Origin of the sequence: Sulfitobacter sp., from assembly GCF_036960155.1 — a bacterium.
GTDB lineage: Bacteria > Pseudomonadota > Alphaproteobacteria > Rhodobacterales > Rhodobacteraceae > Sulfitobacter.
Genome location: NZ_JBALWB010000002.1, coordinates 238,069 through 263,871, shown reverse-complemented (window position 1 = coordinate 263,871; position 25,803 = coordinate 238,069). Strand labels below are relative to the sequence as shown.

23 protein-coding genes and 1 tRNA gene are annotated in these 25,803 nt (G+C 52.5%); 12 read left to right on the top strand and 12 right to left on the bottom strand.

Annotated features, from left to right (window positions below):
• Nucleotides 1-216 precede the first annotated feature (216 nt).
• A complete protein-coding gene (locus tag V7775_RS07740) occupies nucleotides 217-2,121 on the top strand; it encodes an AAA family ATPase (RefSeq protein ID WP_335751310.1) in 1,905 nt (634 codons plus the stop codon).
• A 31-nt stretch (nucleotides 2,122-2,152) separates the two neighbouring features.
• Here V7775_RS07740 and V7775_RS07735 read toward each other — a convergent pair whose 3' ends face one another.
• Nucleotides 2,153-3,706 carry a DUF6538 domain-containing protein gene (locus V7775_RS07735; RefSeq protein WP_335751309.1) on the bottom strand — a complete coding sequence of 518 codons (1,554 nt, stop codon included), beginning with the start codon at nucleotides 3,704-3,706 and terminating at the stop codon, nucleotides 2,153-2,155.
• A gap of 90 nt (nucleotides 3,707-3,796) precedes the next feature.
• Nucleotides 3,797-3,882: transfer RNA gene (locus tag V7775_RS07730), tRNA-Leu, on the bottom strand.
• Nucleotides 3,883-4,289: 407 nt separating this feature from the next.
• Here V7775_RS07730 and lipB point away from each other — a divergent pair.
• Entirely contained in the window at nucleotides 4,290-4,955 is a 666-nt protein-coding gene (gene lipB, locus V7775_RS07725) for a lipoyl(octanoyl) transferase LipB (RefSeq protein ID WP_335751308.1), read from the top strand.
• On the opposite strand, the gene V7775_RS07720 is transcribed toward lipB, so the two are convergent.
• Nucleotides 4,952-5,395 (bottom strand): response regulator, encoded by a 444-nt coding sequence (locus tag V7775_RS07720; protein WP_335751307.1) that lies wholly within the window; start codon nucleotides 5,393-5,395, stop codon nucleotides 4,952-4,954. The two genes, lipB and V7775_RS07720, sit on opposite strands and share 4 nt — an antisense overlap.
• Complete coding sequence (locus tag V7775_RS07715) at nucleotides 5,392-6,663, bottom strand: PAS domain-containing sensor histidine kinase (protein WP_335751306.1); 1,272 nt, start codon at nucleotides 6,661-6,663, stop codon at nucleotides 5,392-5,394. The genes V7775_RS07720 and V7775_RS07715 overlap by 4 nt, the downstream gene beginning before the upstream one ends.
• Nucleotides 6,664-6,956: 293 nt before the next feature.
• Between V7775_RS07715 and ctaD the strand changes: the two genes are divergently transcribed.
• From ctaD to V7775_RS07700, 3 genes are all read left to right on the top strand, one after another.
• Nucleotides 6,957-8,630, top strand: a complete 1,674-nt coding sequence (gene ctaD / locus V7775_RS07710; RefSeq protein WP_335751305.1) for a cytochrome c oxidase subunit I — start codon at nucleotides 6,957-6,959, stop codon at nucleotides 8,628-8,630.
• Nucleotides 8,631-8,751: 121 nt separating this feature from the next.
• Nucleotides 8,752-9,195 (top strand): hypothetical protein, encoded by a 444-nt coding sequence (locus tag V7775_RS07705; RefSeq protein ID WP_335751304.1) that lies wholly within the window; start codon nucleotides 8,752-8,754, stop codon nucleotides 9,193-9,195.
• 57 nt (nucleotides 9,196-9,252) lie between these two features.
• Nucleotides 9,253-9,735 (top strand): DUF2244 domain-containing protein, encoded by a 483-nt coding sequence (locus V7775_RS07700; RefSeq protein ID WP_335751303.1) that lies wholly within the window; start codon nucleotides 9,253-9,255, stop codon nucleotides 9,733-9,735.
• 15 nt (nucleotides 9,736-9,750) lie between these two features.
• On the opposite strand, the gene V7775_RS07695 is transcribed toward V7775_RS07700, so the two are convergent.
• Nucleotides 9,751-10,212, bottom strand: a complete 462-nt coding sequence (locus V7775_RS07695) for a GatB/YqeY domain-containing protein (RefSeq protein WP_335751302.1) — start codon at nucleotides 10,210-10,212, stop codon at nucleotides 9,751-9,753.
• Nucleotides 10,213-10,448: 236 nt separating this feature from the next.
• Between V7775_RS07695 and carA the strand changes: the two genes are divergently transcribed.
• Together carA and V7775_RS07685 are read left to right on the top strand one after the other, a co-directional pair.
• Nucleotides 10,449-11,621 carry a glutamine-hydrolyzing carbamoyl-phosphate synthase small subunit gene (carA, locus tag V7775_RS07690; protein WP_335751301.1) on the top strand — a complete coding sequence of 391 codons (1,173 nt, stop codon included), beginning with the start codon at nucleotides 10,449-10,451 and terminating at the stop codon, nucleotides 11,619-11,621.
• Between the two features lie 112 nt (nucleotides 11,622-11,733).
• Nucleotides 11,734-13,611 carry a glycosyltransferase family 2 protein gene (locus V7775_RS07685; protein WP_335751300.1) on the top strand — a complete coding sequence of 626 codons (1,878 nt, stop codon included), beginning with the start codon at nucleotides 11,734-11,736 and terminating at the stop codon, nucleotides 13,609-13,611.
• Here the strand turns inward: V7775_RS07685 and V7775_RS07680 are convergent.
• Nucleotides 13,608-14,273, bottom strand: a complete 666-nt coding sequence (locus tag V7775_RS07680) for a GntR family transcriptional regulator (RefSeq protein ID WP_335751299.1) — start codon at nucleotides 14,271-14,273, stop codon at nucleotides 13,608-13,610. The genes V7775_RS07685 and V7775_RS07680 overlap by 4 nt on opposite strands.
• Nucleotides 14,274-14,370: 97 nt before the next feature.
• Between V7775_RS07680 and V7775_RS07675 the strand changes: the two genes are divergently transcribed.
• Both V7775_RS07675 and V7775_RS07670 read left to right on the top strand, forming a co-directional pair.
• Nucleotides 14,371-15,015 (top strand): pyrimidine 5'-nucleotidase, encoded by a 645-nt coding sequence (locus tag V7775_RS07675; protein ID WP_335751298.1) that lies wholly within the window; start codon nucleotides 14,371-14,373, stop codon nucleotides 15,013-15,015.
• A 13-nt stretch (nucleotides 15,016-15,028) separates the two neighbouring features.
• Entirely contained in the window at nucleotides 15,029-16,225 is a 1,197-nt protein-coding gene (locus V7775_RS07670; protein ID WP_335751297.1) for a UbiH/UbiF family hydroxylase, read from the top strand.
• Here V7775_RS07670 and ispG read toward each other — a convergent pair.
• From ispG to hemA, 3 genes are all read right to left on the bottom strand, one after another.
• Nucleotides 16,222-17,343: a flavodoxin-dependent (E)-4-hydroxy-3-methylbut-2-enyl-diphosphate synthase gene (gene ispG / locus V7775_RS07665; protein WP_335751753.1), complete on the bottom strand. Its 1,122-nt coding sequence runs from the start codon at nucleotides 17,341-17,343 to the stop codon at nucleotides 16,222-16,224. The genes V7775_RS07670 and ispG overlap by 4 nt on opposite strands.
• A 112-nt stretch (nucleotides 17,344-17,455) precedes the next feature.
• Nucleotides 17,456-18,718: a helix-turn-helix domain-containing protein gene (locus tag V7775_RS07660; RefSeq protein ID WP_335751296.1), complete on the bottom strand. Its 1,263-nt coding sequence runs from the start codon at nucleotides 18,716-18,718 to the stop codon at nucleotides 17,456-17,458.
• 123 nt (nucleotides 18,719-18,841) lie between these two features.
• Nucleotides 18,842-20,065: a 5-aminolevulinate synthase gene (gene hemA / locus V7775_RS07655; RefSeq protein WP_335751295.1), complete on the bottom strand. Its 1,224-nt coding sequence runs from the start codon at nucleotides 20,063-20,065 to the stop codon at nucleotides 18,842-18,844.
• A gap of 201 nt (nucleotides 20,066-20,266) precedes the next feature.
• Between hemA and V7775_RS07650 the strand changes: the two genes are divergently transcribed.
• The gene (locus V7775_RS07650) at nucleotides 20,267-21,643 is read left to right on the top strand and encodes a M20/M25/M40 family metallo-hydrolase (protein WP_335751294.1); all 1,377 of its coding nucleotides are present in this window, start codon (nucleotides 20,267-20,269) and stop codon (nucleotides 21,641-21,643) included.
• A 146-nt stretch (nucleotides 21,644-21,789) separates the two neighbouring features.
• On the top strand, nucleotides 21,790-22,347 hold the full coding sequence (locus V7775_RS07645) for a hypothetical protein (protein ID WP_335751293.1): 558 nt from the start codon (nucleotides 21,790-21,792) through the stop codon (nucleotides 22,345-22,347).
• 114 nt (nucleotides 22,348-22,461) lie between these two features.
• Here the strand turns inward: V7775_RS07645 and V7775_RS07640 are convergent, their stop codons facing one another.
• The 3 genes from V7775_RS07640 to V7775_RS07630 all read right to left on the bottom strand — a co-directional run bounded on the left by V7775_RS07640 (nucleotide 22,462) and on the right by V7775_RS07630 (nucleotide 24,619).
• On the bottom strand, nucleotides 22,462-23,586 hold the full coding sequence (locus tag V7775_RS07640) for an aminotransferase class V-fold PLP-dependent enzyme (protein ID WP_335751292.1): 1,125 nt from the start codon (nucleotides 23,584-23,586) through the stop codon (nucleotides 22,462-22,464).
• Between the two features lie 125 nt (nucleotides 23,587-23,711).
• Complete coding sequence (locus V7775_RS07635; RefSeq protein ID WP_335751291.1) at nucleotides 23,712-24,167, bottom strand: Lrp/AsnC family transcriptional regulator; 456 nt, start codon at nucleotides 24,165-24,167, stop codon at nucleotides 23,712-23,714.
• On the bottom strand, nucleotides 24,164-24,619 hold the full coding sequence (locus tag V7775_RS07630; protein ID WP_335751290.1) for an Lrp/AsnC family transcriptional regulator: 456 nt from the start codon (nucleotides 24,617-24,619) through the stop codon (nucleotides 24,164-24,166). Before V7775_RS07630 ends, V7775_RS07635 begins: the two co-directional genes overlap by 4 nt.
• A gap of 131 nt (nucleotides 24,620-24,750) precedes the next feature.
• On the opposite strand from V7775_RS07630, the gene ilvC reads away from it, so the two are divergent.
• Nucleotides 24,751-25,773, top strand: coding sequence for a ketol-acid reductoisomerase (gene ilvC / locus V7775_RS07625; protein WP_335751289.1), 1,023 nt, complete (start codon nucleotides 24,751-24,753; stop codon nucleotides 25,771-25,773).
• Nucleotides 25,774-25,803 lie beyond the last annotated feature (30 nt).

The window sequence follows — 25,803 nt, the reverse complement described above, 5'->3', positions numbered from 1 at the left end:
TTGTCTATCATATATCACAACGACCTTGGCTACTGAATTCTCAAGTTGCTTGAATTGTGAATTGATCCACTTTTCTCTCACCACTTCAGCAACTAACTATTGCGCAGAATAGCAAAATCCCACAACATACCCTGAGGTTGAAAAGGTCGGCTTTCTAAGAGCTCTCCTACGCATAACACATTGCTATTGAATTATAAATTAGGGGCGACTACGCGAATGCAGATTGAATCCCTAGAATTGGCCGGTTTACGGGCAATTTCTAATGCTAGACTAACCTTCGATGATGTTACAGTTCTCTTAGGAGGAAACAACGCAGGAAAATCGACGTTACTCTACGCCCTGAGTTTATTCTTCGATGCCGCGCCAAAGGTTAAACCAGATGATTTTCACAATCGGGAAAGTGACACAATAGAGATTACAGTTACTTTCAAAAATCTGACACCCACTGAATTAGAAGAGTTCGCTGGCGGCGTGCATGATGGCAAGCTTTCAATCTCCCGCACACTTTCAGATGATAAAGATTCGAACCTGATATACAGTGTGCGCGCTCGATCATATCCAGGCTTCACCCCAATCAGAAATGAAAACAACAAACCAAACCAAAGGGCAGCATTCAACGCATTAGCAGACCAGACCGAAGGGTTAGAAAGAGCCAATAATGCTGATCAAGTAATTCAGAACATGAAGGATTGGGAAGCCGAAAATCCAGATCAATTAGAATTCATGTTCATAAAGAGTTTCTTTGGGGCGTCGAATGTCGCTAACGGCAAATTGAGAAAAAAAACGGGATTGCACTTCATTCCCGCAGTTGCAGATGTTGCAGAACAGACCACGGATGCAAAGCGCAGTCCGATCATCAGCCTGCTTTCTGACATTGCGAAACAAACTTTTGAAAACAGACAAGAAGTTACAGAGTTTATTGAAAAAACTAATGCTGAATTTGCTGAGATAGTCGCTCCTGATCGGTTTCCACAGCTCGCTCAAATAAGTGAAAGCTTAACAAACACGATACAGCGATATTATCAGGACACAAAGCTACTTGCTGAGTGGCAAGTTAACGAAAGAGTCCAGTTTTCATTCCCACAACCTGTCATTCGAGTAGAGGATCACGGGTTCCTAAGCGGATTAGAGAATGTAGGGCACGGCCTCCAACGCGCTGCACTTTTTGCTGTAATTGAATTTCTAGCCCGAAGTGCTGTAGTCGAAGAGGCTGGTGATTTTGATGAAGCACAAAGCGATATAATCTTGATGATCGAAGAACCAGAGATTTATCAGCACCCACATAAACAACGGCTAGTTAGCGATGCTTTCAGAAACATCTGCAATGCCTTCAACAGATCAACCGGCATCCGCTTTCAGGTGATATTTGCGACCCATTCAGACAAGTTTGTTGACGTAGGCCACTTTCAGAACGCGAGAATAGTTCGGCGCAGAACACAAGACGGTGCGCTGCATCATTCCATCTCTACTTTGGAGTTGAGCGAAGCCGTAAATTACTTCGCAGGTTTGTTAGATGTTGAGCCAATGGCCGTAGAAGCATTCCAAGCAAAAATGCACATATTTTCACGAGAGCTATGCGAAGGATTTTTTGCTGAAAAAATCATACTAGTGGAAGGAGTAACCGACAGGGCAGTTATCGAAGGATGTTATCGAGCCAACGGGCGAGACAATATTGCGGAAGGGATCGTTGTTATTTCAGTGGATGGGAAAACGAAAATGGACAAGCCTTTCTATATTTTCAATCGATTAGGCATTCCCACTTACGCAGTTTTTGACTCTGATGCTACAAAATCCAAGAAAAGGCAGAAACCACAAACAAATTTACTGCTACAAAAAATAGCAAACGTTGCTGAGCCTGTCGATTTCCCAGATTGCACAACTAGCCATTACGCAGCATTCGGTCATGATCTAGAGGGCTATTTAAGATCGGTCTGTGGCGAAAACTGGGAAGCTACATTCCTACAGATAGCTGGCGACTATGATCTAGACGTAACAAATATCGCAAAAACGCCAATGGCGGTTGCTGAGGTTATTTCAAGACTTAGAAACGACGGTCATCATTTTCCTGCGTTTGACAGTATTTTGGAACATGTAGATAATATGATAGCCTTAGACCTTTAAGCTGTCGCGCAACTCTACGAAAGTTACCCGATTAGAGCTGGTATCGCGGCAGACATTCAATAGCGATAACTTTCGTCTTGAGCGTCACATCACCATAGTTCGCACTGGCGGTCTTGCCTGAGTGACCTTGGATGGCATCATATGTTCCATCAGGGATACCATACTCGCGACACAGCGTCTTGAACCTGTGCCGCCAACCGTGGCTTGGCTGCACGTCCTCCGGCACGAGGTTGGCGGTGCGCAGCCATTTAGATAATTTCTCCGCTGTCGTTCTGGCGAACTGCTCATATTTCGCAGGATCGGTTGCCGTATGAAACAACGGACCAGCTTTTGAATTTTCAAGGAATGTTACGAACCCCTCTTCGATCACTTGCGGATGCAAAGGCACGTCACGATAGCCACCAGATTTGACCGTGCCTGCGTCTGGCGTAATCCTGACGATCCACTGCCCCTCCTCTTTTCGAATGTCCTCTTTGCGTAGCTGCGTAATCTCAGCGACACGCGCACCAGTGAAAGCGCACAGCAGCGGCACCCATCGTTTCGTTTGCACCATGCGATCTGACTCGCGAATGTTGCCAAATTCGTCCGGCTTCGGCTTGTAGGCACGGCAAGCGCTCAATAGCTTCGTTGCCTCTACATCTGTGTAGCCCCGTTCACGCCCATAGACCTTGCGGGGTTTTGGTTGTCTGACGTTGGTTGCAGGGTTTTCTGGCAATCGATCATTCTCAACTGCCCAACTAAACAAGCTACGGACAGTCGATAGATAAACATCACTGACTGTTTTTGCCGCAAGCGTTTTGATCAGATTATCACGCCACGCCAGCAAGTCTTTCTTAGTCGCCTTGCGCGCATCATCGTGTTTTAGAAATTTGCGCAGGCTTTCAATCGCAACAGATTGCCGCTTGCCGCCATCGCGCATGAAACCAGCTTGCTTACGGATCAACACATAGTCTTTCCAAAGTCCGCTTAGGCTCACCCGCTCTTGCGGTTTTTCAGATGGTTGTGCGTTTACGATTATAGGCGCGGTAGGTGTGCCGGAGAAGTCGCCTTCGTCACGCTCAACAACACGTTCTAGCGCTTCATACTCAGCACTGCAAAGCGCACGTGCTATTGTGCGCCATTCAGCACTGCCCGTTGCTGCATCAAGATTGCCAGCTTTGCGGAAACGCTCAATCTGAGAACCTACAAGTTCTTCTAATTCCTGATCATCAGCGCGTCCTGCAATCGCATATCGCAACTGTTCAACATAGCCATCATCAATGCCAACGGAGGGCCAGCGACGATCATTCCGGAGTTCATCATCAAAGGCCAGCCGCTGTATGTAGTGCGCGTGTGCGATCTGGTCTGGTGCTAGGGGATAGCGCATTGGCTTCGTCCCCTGCCCCAATTTTCGCTCTGCCTCGCCGATCTGGTGTTGAAGCTGTGCGACTGCGCTTGGCAACATTTTGAGCGCTTGGCGGTAGTCAGCACCTAGAGGCGTCCGCAACTCAGTCTTGCCGATTACTTGCCGCAAGTCTTTCGGCACGACCAAACGTGCGTGATAGCGCCCTGAGCGATTAATAAGATGTCTGATTTTTCCGGCCATATCAAAACCCGTTTGTAACCAAAGTTGTAACCTTGAAACGGACTTAGGCCCATGTATGCAAGGGTTTTCTTTAATATCAAAGGGATAGATTGGTGCGGTCGGAGAGACTCGAACTCTCACGGGTGTTACCCCACAGCGACCTCAACGCTGCGCGTCTACCATTCCGCCACGACCGCACGCCATGGATGGTAAAGCATCCAATAGCGCGGGTTAGAGCATAGCTCAAGAGCCAAATCGCTCCTTGAGGCGGTCAATATAAAATTGTTTCCAAATGGGTGTGCTGCAGTTGTCTATCTAGGTCCGAAAACTCTGCCATCGTCCCTCTCGGCGGTTGCACACAACGGACAAAACTCCAAGTAATCCTACGCTAACACCCTAACGAAACCCGGCCGATGCCAGAAGTACCTTCCCCTTATTGGTTGGCAATCAATTCTGACGAGACGTTCCCCTAGTCCAAAATTTGGTCCCCCGCGCTAGAACAAGCCATCGGCGAAACACGGGCAACCGCATCGTAGAGACCTTTTGAACCAACGGGCTGAAACAGATGCTGGTTAACCGTCCGTTCCCGCATTAAATAGATTAGATGATAGAATGGATTACCTCACCGCAGTTGACTGGCTTTCGAGAGGCTGAGGCCTGGATGGAGGCCCGGGTGGCTGCCATTCTTGCAGGGACTGCAAATGAATGCATTTGGTTGGTCGAACACCCACCCTTGTATACTGCAGGGACGTCTGCAAAAGAACGCGATCTGACTGATCCAGATCGCTTCGACGTTTTCCCAACAAAGAGGGGCGGCCAGTATACTTACCATGGACCGGGACAACGGGTCGCGTATGTGATCCTTGACGTTGGTGCTCGCGGGCGAGATGTGCGCAAATTTGTTCAACAATTGGAAGCATGGGTGATCACAAGTCTGGCACAGTTTAACGTAACAGGCGAGATCCGCGAAGGGCGTGTTGGCGTCTGGGTCCAACGACCAGAAAAGCCGCTGACGATCACAGGACAACCCGCCGAAGATAAAATTGCCGCCATTGGCATCCGGTTGCGCAAATGGATTAGTTTTCATGGCATTTCATTAAACGTGGAGCCGGATTTGAATCACTTTGATGGCATCGTCCCTTGCGGCATATCGGATCACGGCGTTACCAGCCTTGTCGATTTGGGCCTTCCCGTTACGATGGCAGATGCTGACATCGCATTACTCAACAGTTTTTCCGCAGTATTTGGTGAAATGCCGCAAACGTCCTAACCAATACATTCTCCATAAGGTTTGGTGCTTGAAAGCTTCATCTCAAGCTCCTCAATAAGTTCCGCCAGTCTTTCTAACCGTAGCGGTTTGTCGCAAAAACAATGCACATTGGGATCGGCCTCTGCGCGGGCATGATCAGCCTCTAACAGAGACGTCGACAGCATCACGATGATGAGATGCATGTCTGATGCGATCTGCATCTCTTTATATTGTTCCAGAAACTCAAACCCACCCATGCCTGGCATGTTGATATCCAGAAATATCAGCTCTGGTAATGCATTACCTGTCTTCAAATCGGCTCTTAAGATGTCCAATGCTTCCTGGCCATCTGTTGCGACATCTATGGATTTTACATGACCAGATCGTTCGATCACACGTCGGTGCAACATATTGGTGACGGTATCATCGTCAACCAAAAGTATCCGTCCCAACTGTTTCATGTCCGGCTCTCTTCCTTTGCAAATAATATTGTGAATTCAGCACCTTCACCCCTATATCCATGAAAAGTCAGGGTCCCGCCTCGCCGATGTAACATCCGCCGCGCGCAATAAAGAGAAATACCGCTTCCTGCAGGGGTTTTATGGGCCCGCTGGAATAGTCCAAACGTTTTTTCCGCGTCCAGCTTGCTATCCAATCCAGTGCCATTGTCAGCTACGCTCACCCATATTTGACCGCTTGTCGTCCCCGCAGCGATCTTGATGTCGAGGGGGCGTTCTGGTTCGGCATATTTGACCGCGTTGTCCAACAAAGCAGCAAGAATACTGTCAATTTCAGATCGCTCAAATTGGACAACCATATCGTCCGGCACATCAATGCTTACGGGAAAGGAATCTTTGGGCATGGCCGATTGCATCAAGTCGACGGCGGCGGTGATCACCCCGCTAAGCCCAAGCGGGACAGACGGGTTTCCGTTACCAAGCCGAATTTGTGCTACCAAAACAAGACCTTGGATCTTTTCGCCCAGCTGTTCGGCGCAATCGTTAATCCATCCAACTTGCTCGATCTGTTCTGCACTGAGGCTCTGCGTGTTCGATTGAAGCATCAGCCCTAGCCGAGTGAGGTTGTTCACCGGAACCTTCAAATCATGTGTAGCGATGTATGTGAGTTGCTCTAATTCAACCACAGCCCCTTGTAATTGAAGGGTTCTTGCAGAAATCCTCTCTTCCAAACTGGTATTAAGATCTTCCAGATCATGTGTGCGCGACTTAACTCGATTTTCAAGCTTTGCGTTCAGTTCGGACAACCGCAATTCAGATTCTTTTTCGATGGTGATGTCACTGGCACATCCGATGTGGCGCAGTACTTGCCCATCCTCATCCCTATCAAAGACCGTATCGACAGAACGAAGCCACCGCAACGCACCCGCCTTAGTGATAACACGGTACTCAATCGCAACTGAAAGGTCCCCGTCCAGAGCCACAATTCGCCCGAAATGCGTAGCAAGCAGCGCAAGGTCATCCGGATGAATGACTTTCATAAGCATTTGAGGACCAAAGCCGCGAATCTCGTCGGAGGAATACCCCAGATGTTCGCCGACAGATCGATTGGTATAGTCGTTGGAATTGGTCTGATGGTTGAATACGTACACAAACCCGGGCATCAAATTGACGACACGGTCGATGGAGGGTACAAAGTTACCCTCCCCCAAATCATCAAATGGGGAGCTTTGAACGCGATCGCGTTGCAACAAGGGCTTGGGATCGTTCACAAACGGTACCTGCAATTTTGGCTACCACCATCATCGACAAAGAGCTTTACTCACCTATTAATTTTTTCGTCACTGAGCGCGCTTTATTGCTTCAAATACACAATATTTAATCTTCATCCACTTTGCCCTCCCAACATCCATCGCATTCCTGTGTAGTCCTCTTGAAAATACTTCTGTCTGCGACCATCGCGCCCATTGCCCTGTGCGCCACTTGCTTTTAGAAGGACAAGAAGTCCGCAGTGCGCCTAGCCACAGGTGTCTCTGCATTTTAATATAAGTTTAGGAGGCCACGCATGGCAGACGCAGCCATCAACGGGCACGAGCACGAAGACGAGCGCGGGTTTTTCTCACGCTGGTTCATGTCCACTAACCACAAAGACATCGGTATTCTGTACCTGATCGTCTCCGCTTTTGTCGGGTTCATCTCGGTCGCATTTACAATCTACATGCGCCTCGAGCTGATGAACCCCGGCGTTCAATACATGTGTATGGAAGGTGCGCGTTTCTTTGCTGATTCCGCTACAACCTGTACGCCTAACGGACACCTTTGGAACGTTTTGATCACCGGCCACGGTATCTTGATGATGTTCTTCGTTGTTATTCCCGCGCTCTTCGGCGGTTTCGGCAACTACTTGATGCCATTACAAATTGGCGCGCCTGATATGGCGTTCCCACGGATGAACAACCTGTCATTCTGGCTTTATATTGCTGGTACATCGCTTGCGATCTGCTCGGTTCTATTGCCAGGCGGCAATGGCCAATCCGGTTCCGGTGTTGGTTGGGTTCTGTATCCGCCGCTGTCCGTAAAAGAAGGCGGCATGTCCATGGACTTCGCGATCTTCGCGGTTCACGTATCTGGTGCTTCCTCTATCCTTGGCGCGATCAACATGATCACGACATTCTTGAACATGCGTGCCCCCGGCATGACCCTGTTCAAAGTGCCGCTGTTCTCATGGTCGATCTTCGTTACTAGCTGGTTGATCCTGCTGTCCTTGCCTGTTCTGGCTGGCGCTATCACCATGTTGCTGATGGACCGTAACTTTGGGTTTGCCTTCTTTGACCCTGCAGGCGGCGGTGATCCGGTGCTGTACCAACATATTTTGTGGTTCTTCGGACACCCAGAAGTGTACATCATCATCCTTCCAGGATTTGGCATCATCTCGCACATCATCGCGACATTCGCGCGCAAGCCTATCTTTGGCTACCTGCCAATGGTTTGGGCGTTGATCGCAATTGGCGCATTGGGCTTTGTTGTGTGGGCACACCACATGTACACGGTCGGTATGACGCTCAACCAACAAGCTTACTTTATGCTGGCCACGATGGTTATCGCGGTGCCAACAGGCGTAAAGGTGTTCTCATGGATCGCAACCATGTGGGGCGGCTCGGTTGAGTTCAAAACACCTATGCTTTGGGCGTTCGGCTTCTTGTTCTTGTTCACCGTTGGTGGCGTTACAGGGATCGTTCTTTCACAAGCCGCAGTGGACCGTTACTACCACGATACATACTACGTGGTTGCACACTTCCACTACGTGATGAGCCTTGGTGCGGTATTCACCATCTTTGCAGGTATCTACTTCTATCTGCCCAAGATGACTGGCCGCATGTACCCTGAATGGGCAGGCAAGCTGCACTTCTGGACCATGTTCATCGGTGCAAACCTGACCTTCTTCCCACAGCACTTCTTGGGTCGTCAGGGCATGCCACGTCGTTACATCGATTATCCTGATGCATTTGCATATTGGAACTTCTGGTCTAGCCTTGGTGCGTTCCTTTCCTTCGGTTCCTTCATCTTCTTCTTTGGTGTGATGGCATGGACATTGACACGCGGTGCGCGCGTCACAGCCAACAACCCATGGAACGAATTTGCGGACACGCTGGAGTGGACACTTCCTTGCCCACCACCAGAGCACACATTCGAGCAGCTGCCAGTGCAGTCTGACTGGGACAAAGCACCAGGCCACTAAGCGCTTGTTAGTTTGAAATCAAAGAGGGCTCCAACGGCGGTTGGGGCCCTTTTTTTGTGGTCATTTCCGGCTATGTGCCCTACCCGTCCCAGACCATTCACAAACGGCAGATCAACGGCACATGATTACAATTGTTTTTCTTTGCATCATGCTTGGACCACAGCTCATCGCTGGGCTGCGTGCCGTTGGGCCTGCAACGCATCTGACCCTTCTGCTGTTCAGCATGAGCATCGTCACCGCGTGCCTATCTGCGATGGCGGTTCACACGCTATCGACACCACAGCCATCAGCGGGAATCCCGTACAATATCGCTCATCTCAACCCATTGGCCTGTGCCACCGTCGGTCTTGCACTGCTCACTCCGTTCTATTGGGCGGTTGAGCATTTCTCACCTAATGGCGATTTACGGGTTGATGCCATCTTGGCGCAGACACTTGCGATCGCATTTACAGCAGCCATCTTGGGCCAAGCGCCCCACCTCATCGAAATGGCAACCCTCGCGCTAACGATTGCCCTATGCGCACAGGCGATCAGGAGCCTACGAGCGCCCCTACTCCAGAAGTGATGCTGCCCTTACAGAATGTCGCATTGATCGACGGGCTTACTCGGGTAAAACTAAACTATGCCGTATCAATGGACATCACAGCCTCACGCCACACCGCAAACCCTGCGCCTGTGGCCGCATAATTCGTTGCCCGCGCGGGGCATGGCTGCATTTGTCTTGAGCACGTTCTTTATGATCTCAATTCCAGTGCTGGCCCTACTTGGCTCTCCCATTCTATGGGCGATGTTACCCTTTACGTTGGCCGCCGTTTGGGGCGTATTCTGGGCATTGCAGCGCAATTTCAAAGCACGCCAGATCAACGAAGAATTAGTGCTGGATGAAAGCATGGCCCATCTGACCCGCACCAATCCCAAAGGTGATGTGCAAGAATGGGATTGCGACCGCTACTGGACTCAAGTCATTAAATACGAAGACGAAGGTCCTGTGCCACATTACATCACACTGCGCGGCAAAGGCCGCGAAGTGGAGATTGGTGCATTCCTAAGTGAGGAAGAGCGCATTGCGCTTTACGGCGATCTACAGCGCGCTCTGCGCCGCTGATCCAAGAACAGCCGCTTAGTTAGATAGTCGGTCTTTGAGCATCGGTCCTACACGGCCAAAATCCATCTGACCTGTGTATTTGCCCTTTAGTATCGCCATGACCTTACCCATGTCACGAATGGAGCTGGCTCCAACTTCGGCCACAGCCGCATCAACAGCTGCTTTCGCCTCGTCAGCGTTCAACTGGCGTGGCAAGAACTCTTCGATGACTTTGATCTCCGAAAGTTCGCGCTCTGCCAGATCAAGGCGGCCGCCTTCTTCGTATGCACGTGCTGATTCTACACGCTGCTTGGCCATCTTGCCAAGAATCGCCAGAACTTCGCCCTCGCCCACACCCTCATCATTACCTTCAGCCCGTGCTGCGATGTCTTTGTCTTTAATCGCTGCATTAACCAGCCGCAAAGTCGACAAACGCTCTACTGCTTTGTCTTTCATCGCTTGTTTAAGAGAAGTACTAATACGTGTCCGAAGGTCCATGGGGCGCCTTTACATATGGTCATGACAAGAGCGCAGACACTACCTAATCACCCCTTCACATGCAATGCGCATTAAATCCATCTAAGTTACTGAAATTGCTTAGTTATTCATTTACACCTCAATCTTGACCCTTGCCAACGCCCGCTATAGGTTGCATTCGTTTGCCAAATGAGGTGTCTGCCGCCTCTCTCATATCAGGGCCACCTTCTGACCCGCCCCCGCAAAAGGATCTAATCATGGCCACCGCCGCACCTGCACACCCTACAGCCTGCCTTGCCCTTGCTGATGGATCGGTTTTCTACGGCTTCGGATTTGGTGCTGTTGGCCAGACCGTCGCGGAATTGTGTTTTAACACTGCCATGACCGGCTATCAGGAAATCATGACTGATCCCTCTTATGCGGGGCAGATTGTTACATTTACCTTCCCCCATATCGGCAACACTGGCACAAATCCCGAAGACGACGAAACCGCTGATCCGGTCGCCGCTGGTATGGTTGTGAAATGGATGCCAACAACGCCCAGCAGCTGGCGCACTACGCAGAACTTGTCTGATTGGCTGGCCGCACGGGGGCGCATCGCAATTGGCGGCATTGATACCCGCCGCCTCACCCGCGCCATTCGCCAACAAGGCGCACCTCATGCTGCTCTTGCGCATGATCCTGATGGCAACTTTGATGTTGCCGCACTTGTGGCCGCTGCACGTGAATTTGCGGGCCTTGAAGGTATGGATCTGGCCAAAGACGTAACTTGCGCCCAATCTTATCGCTGGAACGAAATGCGGTGGGCATGGCCTGAGGGGTACACGCCTCAGACAGAACCAAAGCACAAGGTTGTCGCAATCGACTATGGCGCAAAGCGCAACATCCTGCGCTGCCTTGCGTCAGCGGGCTGCGATGTCACTGTCCTACCAGCAACCGCAACCTATGAAGACATCATGGCGCATGAACCCGATGGCGTGTTCCTCTCCAACGGCCCCGGAGATCCTGCGGCCACCGGTGAATACGCTGTTCCAATGATCAATGATGTTCTCAACAAAACCGAGCTGCCAGTGTTCGGCATTTGCCTTGGTCACCAGATGCTTGCACTGGCCCTTGGTGCGCGCACCATCAAAATGAGCCACGGCCATCACGGCGCAAACCATCCTGTAAAAGACATCGACACAAACAAAGTCGAGATCACCTCGATGAACCACGGCTTTGCTGTCGATGGTCAGTCCTTGCCCGAAGGCGTTGTTGAAACACACCGCTCGCTTTTTGATGGATCCAACTGTGGGATCCGTATGGAAGGGCGTCCCGTGTACTCGGTACAACACCACCCTGAAGCCTCCCCTGGACCGCAAGACAGCTACTATCTGTTTGAGCGATTTGCGGATGCTATGGCTGCACGGAGCGTCAAAGCGCCTGCATAAATGCACCTGAGTTGCGCGGCCTAACCTGCTGAATTCTTGCCAAGTTAACCACTTGTTAAGTATTTTTTGAAATCGTTTCAATTGGATCGAAACGATTTCAGGTAGGCCCGCAATGAGCGACCTTTACCTGCGTTTAACCAATCCGCAGGCAGCTACTCCTCCCTTGGAGCAGTTGCCACTAGGGCGGATCATGGTCAACGCGGGCATCATAACCCAGAGTGATCTGGTGCATGCGCTTGATTTGCAGCGCCACATTGATGCTCCTATCGGGGAAATCCTTGTGGCCGAAGGGCTCGCTAGCTCATCTGATGTGCTGCATATGGTATCTCGACAGCATAATATCCCTGTTGCGGATGCATTAATAGATCCCCCCGATCCAACCCTCAGCAGTACGCTGCCCTCTGGCTTGTGCCTATCGCACCGGTGTGTGCCTTGGGTGCGGATGGGTGATCTGCTGTTGGTCGGGACCAGTCATCCTGATGACTTTCAACGTTTAAAGTTGTGCATGGGCGAAATGGGGCGCAGGATGCTGCCCGTTCTTGTGAGTGAACAACAGATACGCAAACAAATCGGCAAATTATATGGGGCTGAACTGGCGTGTAGGGCCACAACGCGCGTTCCTGCCGCAGAAAGCTGTCGCAGCTGGGACCTTACGTCGCCGCTTCGCAAGCCTGTCGCCTATCTAGCGATTGTAACGCTCATCGCTGCACTTGTGATCGCGCCGCTCTGGAGCATCACGGTTGCGATGTTGTTTGTATTTGCGACCCTATCAATGAGCACCCTGTTAAAACTTGCGGCCTTTATCGCCCAAATGTCCAAAATCTCTGAGACAACCCAGCCAACGTCAAGCAATCCGCGCGCGCCCTTTCCACTGCCAAAAGTCTCGGTGCTGGTGCCGTTGTTTAAAGAAGAAAACATCGCTGAAAAACTTATTCAGCGGCTTTCGCGACTCACGTATCCCAAATCCCTGCTTGAGGTTGTGCTGGTTCTCGAAGCCCATGACACAGTGACCCGTGACACCATCGCACGCACGGATATGCCCACATGGATGAGCGTGATCGAAGTTCCCAGCGCAGGAAACCTGACCACAAAACCACGCGCCCTGAATTACGCATTAGATTTTTGCCAAGGTTCTATCATTGGCGTTTGGGACGCAGAAGATGCGCCCGAGCCTGACCAGATAGAAAAAGTTGTAACACGGTTTCAGGACGCTCCCGAAAACGTCGCATGTTTGCAGGGTGTGCTGGACTATTACAATCCGCGCACCAACTGGCTATCACGTTGTTTTGCAATTGAATATGCTACGTGGTGGCGGATGATTTTACCCGGCATTGCCCAATTAGGCCTTGTCATTCCACTGGGTGGGACAACGTTATTTTTCCGCCGCAACATCCTAGAAAAACTATGTGGATGGGACGCCCATAACGTAACTGAGGATGCCGATTTGGGCGTGAGACTGGCGCGGCACGGCTATGTCACAGAACTTATTCCGACTGTCACCTATGAAGAGGCCAATTGCCGCGCTTGGCCGTGGGTGAAACAACGTTCCAGATGGTTAAAGGGTTTTTTGATCACATGGTTGGTCCATATGCGCGCGCCTCGCGCCTTGTTACGGGACCTAGGATTGATCAGATTTCTAGGGGTACAGACCTTATTATTCGCCACATTTGTACAATTTGCCTGCGCGCCATTGTTGTGGTCGTTCTGGATCACCCTAGCAGGATTTAAGCACCCCGTTTCCCTGACACTGGGCGAACCAACCGCTGTCTTTATGGCGTGGTTCTTTCTCGCATCTGCGATCCTCAATTTGGTCATTTCAATGGCTGCGGTTTCACGCAAGGAGCATCGCCACCTCATGGTCTATGTTCTAACCTTGCCGCTCTATTTTCCAATGGCAGCGATTTCAGCCTACAAAGCGCTTAAGGAAATGGTTTTGGAGCCGTTTTACTGGGATAAGACCCAACATGGCGTAACTACTGAAACAGATTAATTTTCTGCTTCGCGCAGCTCAGCTTCCTGTTTGAGACGCGTGGTGAACGCCACGGAAATGTGTGACCGCAGTGCTGCTGCTGCCGCGTCTCCGTCTCTTGCTTCAATCGCTGAAACGATTCTGTCATGCTCTTTTTGCGCAATCTCTCCGCGCCCGACAACTGCAAGCGAAGTGGTCGCCATCAGCGCCATGGAGCGGTGAACAAGATCAAGCTGGCGCACTAAAAAACGGTTGTGTGAGGCGAGGTGGATTTGCTTATGAAACCGTCTATTTGCGCGGGCCAAGGCAGCAGGATGATCTTTAAGATCATTGTCTGCTTCAACCATCTCACGCAACAATTGCACTTCTTCTTCTGTTGCATTTTGTGCGGCAAGGCGGGCAGCCAGCCCTTCTAATTCGCCGCGCACAACATACAGCTCGGCCATTTGATTGTGATCCAGCGATGCTACGATCAAGCTGCGCCCGTCACGTGCCAATAAGGACTGGGTTTCAAGGCGCTGTAGTGCTTCGCGGATGGGCGTACGCGAGACGCCGAAACGTTCTGCGAGTTCACTCTCGACCAGACGATCACCAGGGCGATAGGTGCCTGTATCAATCGCATCCAGGATCATCGAATATGCGTCAGTGTTGCCAGGGCGGCTATTTGTCGTTGCGGGGGGCATGCATAGGCCCTTTCATTAGGTTTCACGGCACCTTAACCGCAGGAGAAGCTAACGCCTACCCCTTGCGCGTCGCGTGCCAGCACCCTACCAAAGGACCATGCCCCGTAATGCTTTTTCTCATGTGACCACTTGGGTCTTTGACCTAGATAACACCCTCTATCCCCCTGAGGCGAGATTGTTTGATCTGATTGAAGTTCGAATGACAGCATGGGTGATGGAAACTCTTGGCGTTGAACGTACTGAGGCCGACCGTCTGCGTGTGCATTATTGGGAGACCCATGGCACCACATTGGCAGGGCTCATGCGCGAGCACGACGTTGATCCAGAGCCCTATCTGGTAGATGTGCATGACATTTCGATGGACAGCTTAACGCCCGATCCGCAGCTTGCCGCACATATTCGCGCGCTCCCTGGTCGTAAAATTGTGTATACAAACGGCTGCGCGCCTTATGCCGAACGTGTGCTGCACGCCCGTGGCTTGTCAGGTCTCTTTGATGCGGTTTACGGTGTGGAACACGCGGGTTTTTTGCCAAAACCCGAAAAAGGTGCATTTGACGCAATTTTCGCCCAAGATAAGTTGGCCCCACAAACCGCAGCCATGTTTGAGGATGATCCGCGCAATTTGGCTGTCCCACATGATTTGGGCATGCGCACGGTGCATGTCGCCCCAACCCGCGCGCACGCGCCGCATGTGCAGTTCCACACCGACGATCTAACAGTATTCTTGGAACAGCTGATTTAAACGAGGCGTGGCAATGACCGATACCTGCGACATCCTTATCTCTGGCGGCGGCATTGCTGGCATGACGGCAGCTGCGGCATTCGGCACGGCGGGTTTTAAAGTAATCTGCGTCGACCCGACACCGCCCGTCACAAATGGTGCAGCTGAAGGTGCTGATCTGCGCTCAACCGCCATGTTGCAGCCTGCCCGCGCCTTGCTAGAGCGTGCAGGTCTATGGGAGGACTTGGCACCCCATGCGGCCCCTTTGCAGATCATGCGGATCATTGATGCCGGCGGCGATGAACCAGAACCACGCGTAACCCGTGAATTTGATGCCTCCGAAATCTCGGACCAACCTTTTGGTTGGAACTTCCCGAACTGGCTGCTCAGACGTGAGATGCTGGACCGTATGGGAGCCCTTGATACAGTTGATTTTCGCACGGGCATCAGCACGACGCGCCTGTTTACACGTATGGGCGGCGCAAAGGTATCGCTCAGCGATGGGTCACGCATAGAGGCCAAGCTGGTGATTGCCGCAGACGGACGCGGATCGGCGATGCGCGCGGCGGCTGGCATTTCTGTGCGCACACACCGTTATGGCCAAAAGGCGTTGGTGTTTGCCGCAACCCATTTGATCCCGCATGAAAACGTGTCAACCGAGGTCCACCGCACGGGTGGCCCATTTACCTTGGTTCCCCTACCCGACCATAACGGCAAGCCGTGCTCAGCCGTGGTATGGATGGATGATGGCCGCCTTGCCCAAGAACGTATGGATATGGATGTCGCAACCTTTGAGGCCGAAGCCTCCAAACGGTCGTGCAATCACTTTGGTCCTCTGACGTTGGTAAGTCGTCGCCAAGCGTGGCCAATCATCAGCCAACATGCAGATCGTTTGAGCAGTGAGCGTGTTGCCCTGATTGCAGAGGCGGCTCACGTGATGCCCCCTATCGGGGCGCAGGGGCTGAACATGTCCCTCAATGACATCGCAACCCTGCTGGACCTCGCCAACGCACGGCCGGATGGATTGGGGGATGCAGAGATGCTGGATACCTATCACAAGGCCCGTTATCGCGATATCACACTGCGGGTCCACGGCATTGATTTGCTGAACCGCGCCAGTCAGGCAAAAAGCGGCATCGCACGCGATGCCCGCGCGGCCGGACTTAGTGCGCTTTATGGTTCGGCTGGGGTACGCAAGATGTTGATGCAGATGGGCCTAGGGATGCGTTAAGCGCCCTCAGGCGTCTCTGCTTGGATTTTAGCCGCGCGTGCCTCGACCTGCTCAACGATGTGATCAACCAATTGCGAATTGTCCAACTTATGGCTCTGTTTGCCCGCCAGATACACCATACCCGCGCCTGCACCGCCGCCAGTAAAGCCCACATCGGTCATCAACGCCTCACCGGGGCCATTCACAACACAGCCGATGATAGACAGGCTCATCGGGGTTTTGATATGCTCTAGACGCTTTTCCAGTGCCTCAACGGTTTTGATCACATCAAACCCTTGGCGCGCGCAGGACGGACAGGAAATGATATTCACGCCACGGTGACGTAGGCCAAGGGATTTGAGAATTTCAAAACCCATTTTCACTTCTTCGACAGGATCAGCAGACAGGGACACACGGATCGTATCGCCAATGCCGTTCCACAACAGATTGCCCATGCCGATGGCCGATTTAACGGTGCCTGAAAACAGGCCGCCCGCCTCGGTGATGCCAAGGTGGATGGGGGCGTCTGTGGCCTCTGCCAACTGCTGATAGGCAGCCGCCGCCATAAAGACATCAGACGCTTTACAGCTGATCTTGAATTCATGAAAATCGTTATCTTGCAGGATCTTAATGTGATCCAACCCGCTTTCGACCATCGCGTCGGGGCACGGCTCACCGTATTTATCCAACAGGTGCTTTTCCAAACTGCCCGCGTTTACGCCAATACGAATCGAGCAGTTGTTGTCACGCGCGGCCCTGATGACCTCTTTGACACGCTTTTCATCACCAATGTTGCCTGGATTGATGCGCAGACAGGCAGCACCCGCCTCTGCCGCTTCGATACCGCGTTTATAGTGGAAGTGGATATCCGCCACGATTGGTACGGGGCTTTCGCGCACAATCTCTTTGAGCGCCTTTGAGCTGTCTACATCCGGCACTGAAACGCGGACAATATCCGCGCCCGCATCTGCTGCTGCCTGAATTTGCGCAATGGTTGCGCGCGCATCAGTGGTGAGCGTGTTGGTCATCGTCTGAACCGTAATCGGCGCGTCCCCACCAACGGGAACATTACCAACCATGATCTGGCGCGATTTGCGACGATAGATGTTGCGCCAAGGACGGATGTGATTAAGCGACATGTCAGCCTCACTAAACAGTTCAGACATACATCACCTAACTTTGTGGCGAGGCAGCTGCAATGAAAAGCTGGAATTTAGGGGATGAATTGATCGTGTAAATTGTGCGACGTATTCAGTCTTGGTTGGGAACTTCGGCAGCGGCCTGCATTTCTGCAACCATCACTTCTAGCGCGCTGTCTTCACCCGGCAGTGCGGGTTCATATAGCTCGGCCAGCGCCTGCTGGTGCAATGGCACATTCGAGGTCACGCTTCCGCGCCCTCCAACTGGTCCATAAAACTCACCGTTCATAACAAAATAGACTGCACCGCTTTGGCCTGTTCGCAACAGCGGTGCTTCTTCAAGGGAAGGCACATCAAATGTATCCCCTTTCTGCATCACTGTTTCAAAGATGTTCGTGCCATCAGCAGCTGTAACGCGCACCCATGTCTCGCCAGTCGCAACAACCTGTACCGCAGGTGCAGGCCCTTCAAGAACCTGAGGGACCCTGAGCGCACCACTTGTGTCTGATCCATCGGCCAATACTTCGGTCACAGCACCATCCACGGCACTGGCCAGCAGGGTATCGTTCGAAATTGTTGGAATGGTAGGTGAATTAAACAAACCACTCGTGCGTGGATCAAGCGAGGCAATCGGCGCATCGCGCGCCACCAGCACAGGCACATCCAAAGCAGCCGGACGATACAGACGGTCCAGCGCCTCAACGCGCGGAGCATCCTCAAGCGCGGTGGGCGTTGCAACGCCGCCAATCCCAGATTGGGTCGGCACATTCGCTTGCAAAGGGTCAAGGTCGGATAGCACAACAGGGGTCTGATCCACTGGGGAGACCTGCACACGTTGGACTTCTTTTAGAACGCTCCAACCGCCGAACCCGATAGCGCCAATCAGCGCGACGAGAATGAGGGAAGATCCGATTGCAGCAGGCTCAATCCGCGCAAAAAAACTATCACCACCTGGGGCGAAGGGCATTGCAGGACGAGAGAAAATGTCGTGCTCAGCCTGACGGCTCAGACGTTCTTCGCGGGTTGGTTTTTTGACAACGGACGCTTCGGCAGACATGCCGTGCGCCACGCTAAAGCCGCTCTCGTTACAGAAGGCGTCAAACGCTTTGTCCGGATCCATATCGAGATACCGCGCGTACGAGCGCACGTAGCCTGCGATAAAGCCGGGAGTGTCAAAGGCATCGGGATCAGCATTTTCGATCGCAGCGATATAAGACGCTTTGATTCGGAGTTCACGTTGTACATCAAGAAGGGATTTACCGAGCGTCGCACGCTCGCCGCGCATCAAATCACCAAGGCGCAATTCGAAAGCGTCAAAGCCTGACGGCTCGACATTTTCGGTCTCTGCATTCTTGGAGCCCCAACGCCCTATCATATCAATGCCCTAGCCTACTCATTGTGCCCACTGCCCCTTTGACTACCAAATAGATTGATTCGTCATGGGTCTTGTTAGGCTAAACATAGCACGCTGCAAAGATATTAGCGAGATATTGACACTTTATCCCGCCTGTTCGGCACGATTCAGCGCACAATGCGCCCAAAGACCGTCCATTGCATGCACTAGCGCATCCATTTCTCGCGGGCCGTGTACGGGTGATGGCGTAAAGCGTAACCGCTCCGTACCGCGTGGTACGGTTGGGAAATTGATCGGTTGCGCGTAAATGCCATGCTCTTCAAGCAGCATGTCAGACAGCATTTTTGTATGCACAGGATTGCCAACCATCACAGGCACAATATGGCTACCGTGATCGATGATCGGCAGCCCCAACCCCTTGAGCCGAAGTTTTAGGGCTTTTGCCTGCTGCTGGTGCTTTTCGCGCAGCTCAGGCGCACGTTTGAGGAAGGCAACAGAGGCCGCAGCACCTGCAGCAACGGCAGGTGGTAGGGATGTCGTAAAGATAAAGCCGGGCGCATAGGAGCGGATAGCGTCACACATTTTGGCGGAGGCCGCGATATACCCCCCCATCACACCAAAAGCCTTGGCTAATGTTCCGTTGATTATATCAAGGCGATGCATCAGGCGGTCCCGTTCGGCCACCCCTGCCCCGCGTGGACCATACATGCCAACGGCGTGTACTTCGTCAATGTAGGTCAGCGCTCCGAATTCATCCGCGAGGTCACAGATTTCTTCAATAGGGCCAAAATCCCCATCCATGGAGTAAATGGATTCAAACGCGATCACCTTGGGTGCATCACTGTCATCCGCTTCCAATAATTCACGCAGATGCGCGAGATCATTGTGGCGGAAGATCCGCTTGGCTCCGCCGTTGCGCCGCACCCCTTCAATCATCGAGGCGTGGTTGCGTTCGTCAGAATAGATGATCAATTCTGGAAACAGCTTTGGCAACGTGCTGAGGGTGGCGTCATTTGCGATATAAGCTGAGGTGAACAGCAGCGCCGCCTCTTTGCCGTGCAGATCAGCCAGTTCTTCTTCGAGACGCTTGTGATAAACGGTTGTGCCCGAAATATTGCGCGTCCCACCAGAACCGGCACCCGTTGCGTCGATCGCTTCGTGCATCGCCTCAATCACGACAGGATGCTGACCCATGCCCAGATAGTCGTTGCCACACCATACGGTGATGTCTTGCTCTGTACCGTCGGGTTTTGTCCAGACAGCATGCGGGAAGTTCCCATTGCGGCGTTCAATGTCGATAAACGTACGGTACCTGCCTTCGTCGTGAAGACGGTCCAGTGCTTTATCAAGTTGTTCCGAATAGGTCATGCGCATCTCCGTAACTGCAGTCCGCCGCGCTTTGGCGTCTTGTGGCTCTATGCGTCAAATATAGAATGGTTCCAAGCGCATCAATACGCAAACGGGCGCGTAGTGTCGCAGGTGTGTTTCCAATCGGAAAATGCCGACACTGGACATCACATTTTCGCCTGTTAGGGTCGCACAAAATTCCCCTTTTCAGGAGCTTCCTAAATGTCCCTTGATGCTGTCCTTGCCCAAATTGACAAAGAGCTACCCGCCGCAACCGAGCGACTGCTAGACCTACTCCGGATCAAATCAATCTCGACTGATCCTGCGTTTAAGGACGACTGCCAAGAGGCTGCAGACTGGTTGGTGAAAGACCTGCAAAGCCTTGGTATCGATGCAGAAAAGCGCCCTACCCCCGGCCACCCCATGGTTGTCGGACATGTTGGGCCGGAAACGGGCAAGCCGCATCTATTGTTCTACGGCCACTATGATGTGCAACCCGTTGATCCGCTAAATCTATGGGACCGTGACCCGTTTGATCCTGCTGTAGAAGAGACTGACGCAGGCCCCGTGATCCGCGGGCGCGGCGCGGCAGATGACAAAGGTCAATTAATGACATTTGTTGAAGCATTTCGTGCATGGAAAGACGTCAAAGGCGACTGGCCTTGCCGCATTACGTTCTTTTTCGAGGGCGAAGAGGAATCAGGTTCCCCATCTTTGGTGCCTTTCATGGAAGAAAACGCAGATGAGCTGCGCGCTGATTTTGCCATGATCTGCGACACGGGCATGTTCGAAAGTCGCACGCCGTCTATCGTGACCATGCTACGCGGATTGCTTGGCGAAGAACTGACCATCACCGCGCCGGAAAAAGACCTGCACTCGGGCATGTTTGGTGGCATTGCCATGAACCCTGTGCGCGTGCTGTCCAAGATCATCGCGTCGCTGCATGATGATCAGGGCCGCATCACTGTTCCCGGCTTTTATGACGGTGTGCCCGAACTCAGCGATGAGTTGGAAGCGCAATGGCAAGGCCTTGCCTTTGACCACTCCAAATTCTTGGGCGATGTCGGCCTGTCCGAACCCGCAGGCGAACAAGATCGCACCCCGCTAGAGATGATCTGGTCGCGCCCCACTTGCGAAGTCAACGGCATCGGCGGCGGCTATCAGGGGGATGGATTTAAAACCGTGCTGCCCTCGCAGGCCAGCGCCAAAATCTCGTTCCGCCTTGTTGGGGACCAAGACCCAATCGCCATCCGCGAAAGCTTCCGCAAGATGGTTGAAGACATGTTGCCGGCCGATTGCACGATTGAATGGACAGGCCACGGCGCCAGCCGCGCCTCTGGCACAGCAACCGATGATCCGGCATTTGCAAAAGCCCTCAAAGCCCTCAGCGATGAATGGAACGTCCCTGCCGCCTATATCGGCTGCGGCGGCTCGATCCCGATTGCAGGTCACTTCCAGAACATCCTAGATACGCCCCCCATGCTCATCGGGTTTGGCAAAGACGACGATCAAATCCACTCACCCAATGAGAAATACGACATGGAGAGCTTTCACAAAGGTATCCGCTCATGGGCGCGGATACTGGATGCACTTAGCTGAGGTTTTTAAATTTGGGATGAGTTGGGCAGTTCTATTATACTGGCAACTTGCCCCAATGGCAGCTTGGGACCAATATCTACATCAAAGGGCATCTGCTCCAATTTGTGGCCGTGCGTCATTGCACCACTGATGCTTAGGGAGAAAATATGAAGCGGTACTTTGGTTGGGCGTTGAAGATCACAGGCCTCTACCTTTTGTTCTTAATCGCGTACTTTCTCTTTTCTTTAGCATCCATGAGTAGCGAAAGCTTGGCCTTTTACGAACGGAAAATTAATCCCTCCACCTACGTTTTTTGGCAAAACGGTGAGTATTTTTCGAACCCACCCCTATTCTCAAGTATGATGGCCGATACGAAAAATCAGCTAGTGTTGCGTTTTCTGGACGGGCAAGAAGACGTTAATATTTGGGTACTTCTCCTTGAAGGACCAGAAGATATTGAGAACGTAGAAATTGCATCTGAATTGGGAAGCGATGTTCAGGACGTTGCGAGTACTGAACCCGGAAATATAACGATTTTGCAGGGAGCTAGCATAAATTTCAGATGGCACCCGCTCCCCCTCGCAGTAATCCGCAAACATATTTTAATTATGGACGCCAAGTATCTTCGTGAAAATTACAAAGAACAATGCCTAGACGAGATGGTTTATGGATCGATGATAAGTCAAAGGGATCAAAAGCTTTGGGAACGCTGTAAGAAAACCTGAAAGCCTAATTCGTCCACGCGACGCGTGTTCGCAGATGAAACAAAGTCTATCTGAATTTAAAAAGGGCGCGCCCGAAGTAAGGCACACCCCAGATCAGCATTCATCGATGCAGCGTTACAGAACCTTATCAACCACAGCTTTCAAGCGTTCCAATGTCCCGTCCACATCATACAGTTTATCCAGACCAAACAGGCCGAGACGGAAGGTGCTGAAGCCGTCAGGCTCGCCTACTTGCAAAGGCACGCCAGCAGCGATTTGCATGCCCTCAGAGGCGAATACCTTGCCGGATTTCACATCAGGGTCATCCGTATAGCTGACCACCACACCTGGTGCGCCAAAGCCCTCAGCAGCGACGGGTTTGATGCCCTTGGCGGCCATCATCGCGCGCACGCTGTCACCCAGACGCCACTGCGCTTCTTTCAAGCGGTCAAAGCCGTACTCTTTGGTTTCGACCATCGTGTCACGGAACACACGCAGGGCGTCCGTGGGCATGGTCGCGTGATAAGCGTGGCCGCCATCAAGGTAGGCCTGCATAATCGCGTGCCATTTGCCCAAATCAAGGGCAAAGCTGTCTGATTGCGTCTCTGCCAGACGGGCAACGCCGCGCTCGGATAGCATTACAAGACCTGCACATGGCTGTGCGCTCCAACCTTTTTGTGGGGCTGAGATCAACACATCAACACCAAGCGCCTCCATATCGACCCATGCACAGCCCGACGCGATACAATCAAGCACCATCAGCGCGCCTACTTCATGCGCAGCCTTCGCCATCGCGGCAATATAGGCATCCGGTAGGATCACCCCTGCAGCAGTTTCTACATGGGGGGCGAACACAACTTGCGGCTTCTGGCTCAGGATCGCCTCGACCACATCCTCAATTGGTGCAGGCGCATAGGGCGCTGGGGCCTCGTTGCCTTGCGGGCGGGCCTTCATCACGGTTGCATTGGCGGTCAGGCCACCTGTTTCAATGATCTGGCTCCAACGATAGGAAAACCAGCCATTGCGCACGACCAGCACGTCACGGTCGCGGGCAAACTGACGGGCCACGGCCTCCATCGCATAAGAACCACCACCGGGGATGATCACTGCGGACTTTGCGCCGTAGACATCACACAGCATTTCATGAATATCGCGCATTACCTTTTGGAAGGCCGCGCTCATTGAATTCAGCGAGCGGTCCGTAAAGACAACCGAAAACTCTTCCAACCCTTGCGGGTCAACTGTATCAAGCAATGCCATTTTCAATCCTATCTATGGTGGTTCCCTTTCTGAATAGGAATTATGGCACCTGATCGCAAATCCGAACTACCGGAGTTTCACGCGGTTATGGATGCCTGTGCCCAAAAGACAGGGACAGAAGTTTCCTATAGCGGTCCTGCTAGACGTTCTTCGCTGAGCAACACATTCGCTTCAACCTCCCCCACCCCCGGCAAGGTCATGACACGCCGCCTTAGCACGCGTTCAAAATCGGACAGATCACGCGCGACCACCCTTAGGCGATAGTCATACAGGCCAAGGACATGCTCTACCGTTTGCACTTCGGGAATGGCGCTCACTGCGCGCTCAAAATCCTCAAGGCTGACCCGTCCGCGCAAGGCCAATTTCACCCCCAAAAACACGGTCACGCCAAAGCCCAGCTTTTCCGCATCAAGCCTAAGTTGACGGCCCCGTATTACACCTGCGTCTTCCAACCGGCGGATGCGTCGCCAAGTCGCGGGCTGGCTCAGCCCCAATCGCCGCCCAAGCGCCCCTGCCGTCTGAGTTGCATCACGCGCCAAGGCCCGCAACAGTTTCGCATCGATCTCATCCAATTCGATCATAGCGGCAAACCCTCACTGGTTTTGATCCGGGCCACATGCATCAGCGCTTCGATTTCCGAAATATGGGGCAGCGTCAAAATGTGGTTGCGATATATTTCCTGATAATGCGCCATGTCGCGCGCGATGATAGACAGGCGCACGTCGACACGGCCCAAGAAAGTCTGCAATTCGATGACCTCGGGCACTTTACGTGCCTGCGCCATAAACGCGTCAAAGGCGTTGCCTTGGGTTTTATCCAAGGTGACCCGCAATGACACCTCAACAGCGTATCCCAATGCCGCCCAATCAATCACGACCCCCACACCTTTTAGCACGCCCAATTCCTGCATGCGCGCTATGCGGCGCGTTGCACGTCCTGTTGTCATGCCCGCGCGCTCGGCCAATTCACCTTGGCTCAGGCTGGGCTCTGCCTGCCAATAGCGCAGTAGGCGGCGATCATCGTCATCAAGCATGATTTTTCCAATTATTGATCTACTGACGAATAACTCTCTTTCTTTTTTGTGTAAATATCCAGCATCGGATACTTCAAAAGCGCCTCACATCAGCTAATGTGCCGCCAAGCTTCACTCAAAAGGAAAAAATCATGCGCGTTTATTATGACCGTGACTGCGACGTTAACCTCATCAAGGACGCAAAAGTTGCGATCCTCGGCTATGGCTCACAAGGCCACGCACACGCCCTCAACCTGCGTGACAGCGGCGCGAAGAACCTCGTTGTAGCACTGCGCGACGGCTCCCCTTCCGCAGCAAAAGCCGAAGGCGAAGGCCTTAAGGTTATGGGCATCGCAGAAGCGGCAGCATGGGCTGACGTCATCATGTTCACAATGCCTGATGAGTTGCAGGCTGAGACATACAAAAAATACGTACACGACAACATCAAGCCAGGTGCAGCTATCGCATTCGCCCACGGCCTGAACGTACACTTTGGCCTGATCGAGCCTAAAGAAGGCATCGACGTAATCATGATGGCGCCAAAAGGCCCAGGTCACACTGTGCGCGGCGAATACACCAAAGGCGGCGGCGTGCCTTGCCTTGTTGCTGTAGACAAAAACGCATCCGGCAAAGCGCTGGAAATCGGTCTGTCCTATTGCTCCGCAATTGGTGGCGGTCGTTCCGGCATCATCGAGACTGACTTCCGTGAAGAGTGCGAAACCGACCTGTTCGGCGAACAAGCTGTTCTGTGTGGCGGTATCGTTGAGCTGATCCGCATGGGCTTTGAAACGCTTGTTGAAGCTGGCTATGAGCCAGAAATGGCATATTTCGAGTGCCTGCACGAAACCAAGCTGATCGTTGACCTGATCTATGAAGGCGGCATCGCCAACATGGATTACTCGATCTCTAACACAGCCGAGTACGGCCAGTACGTTTCTGGCCCTCGCATTTTGCCTTACGAAGAAACCAAGGCAAACATGAAAGCCGTTCTGAGCGACATTCAGTCCGGCAAATTCGTGCGCGACTTCATGCTGGAAAACGCTGTTGGCCAACCGACGATCAAAGCATCCCGTCGCTCCAACGACGAGCACCAGATCGAACTGGTTGGCGGCAAACTGCGCGCCATGATGCCTTGGATCTCTGCTGGCAAAATGGTCGACAAAGCAAAGAACTAAGAATTCCAAAAATAAGCGATCAAAGGCCCG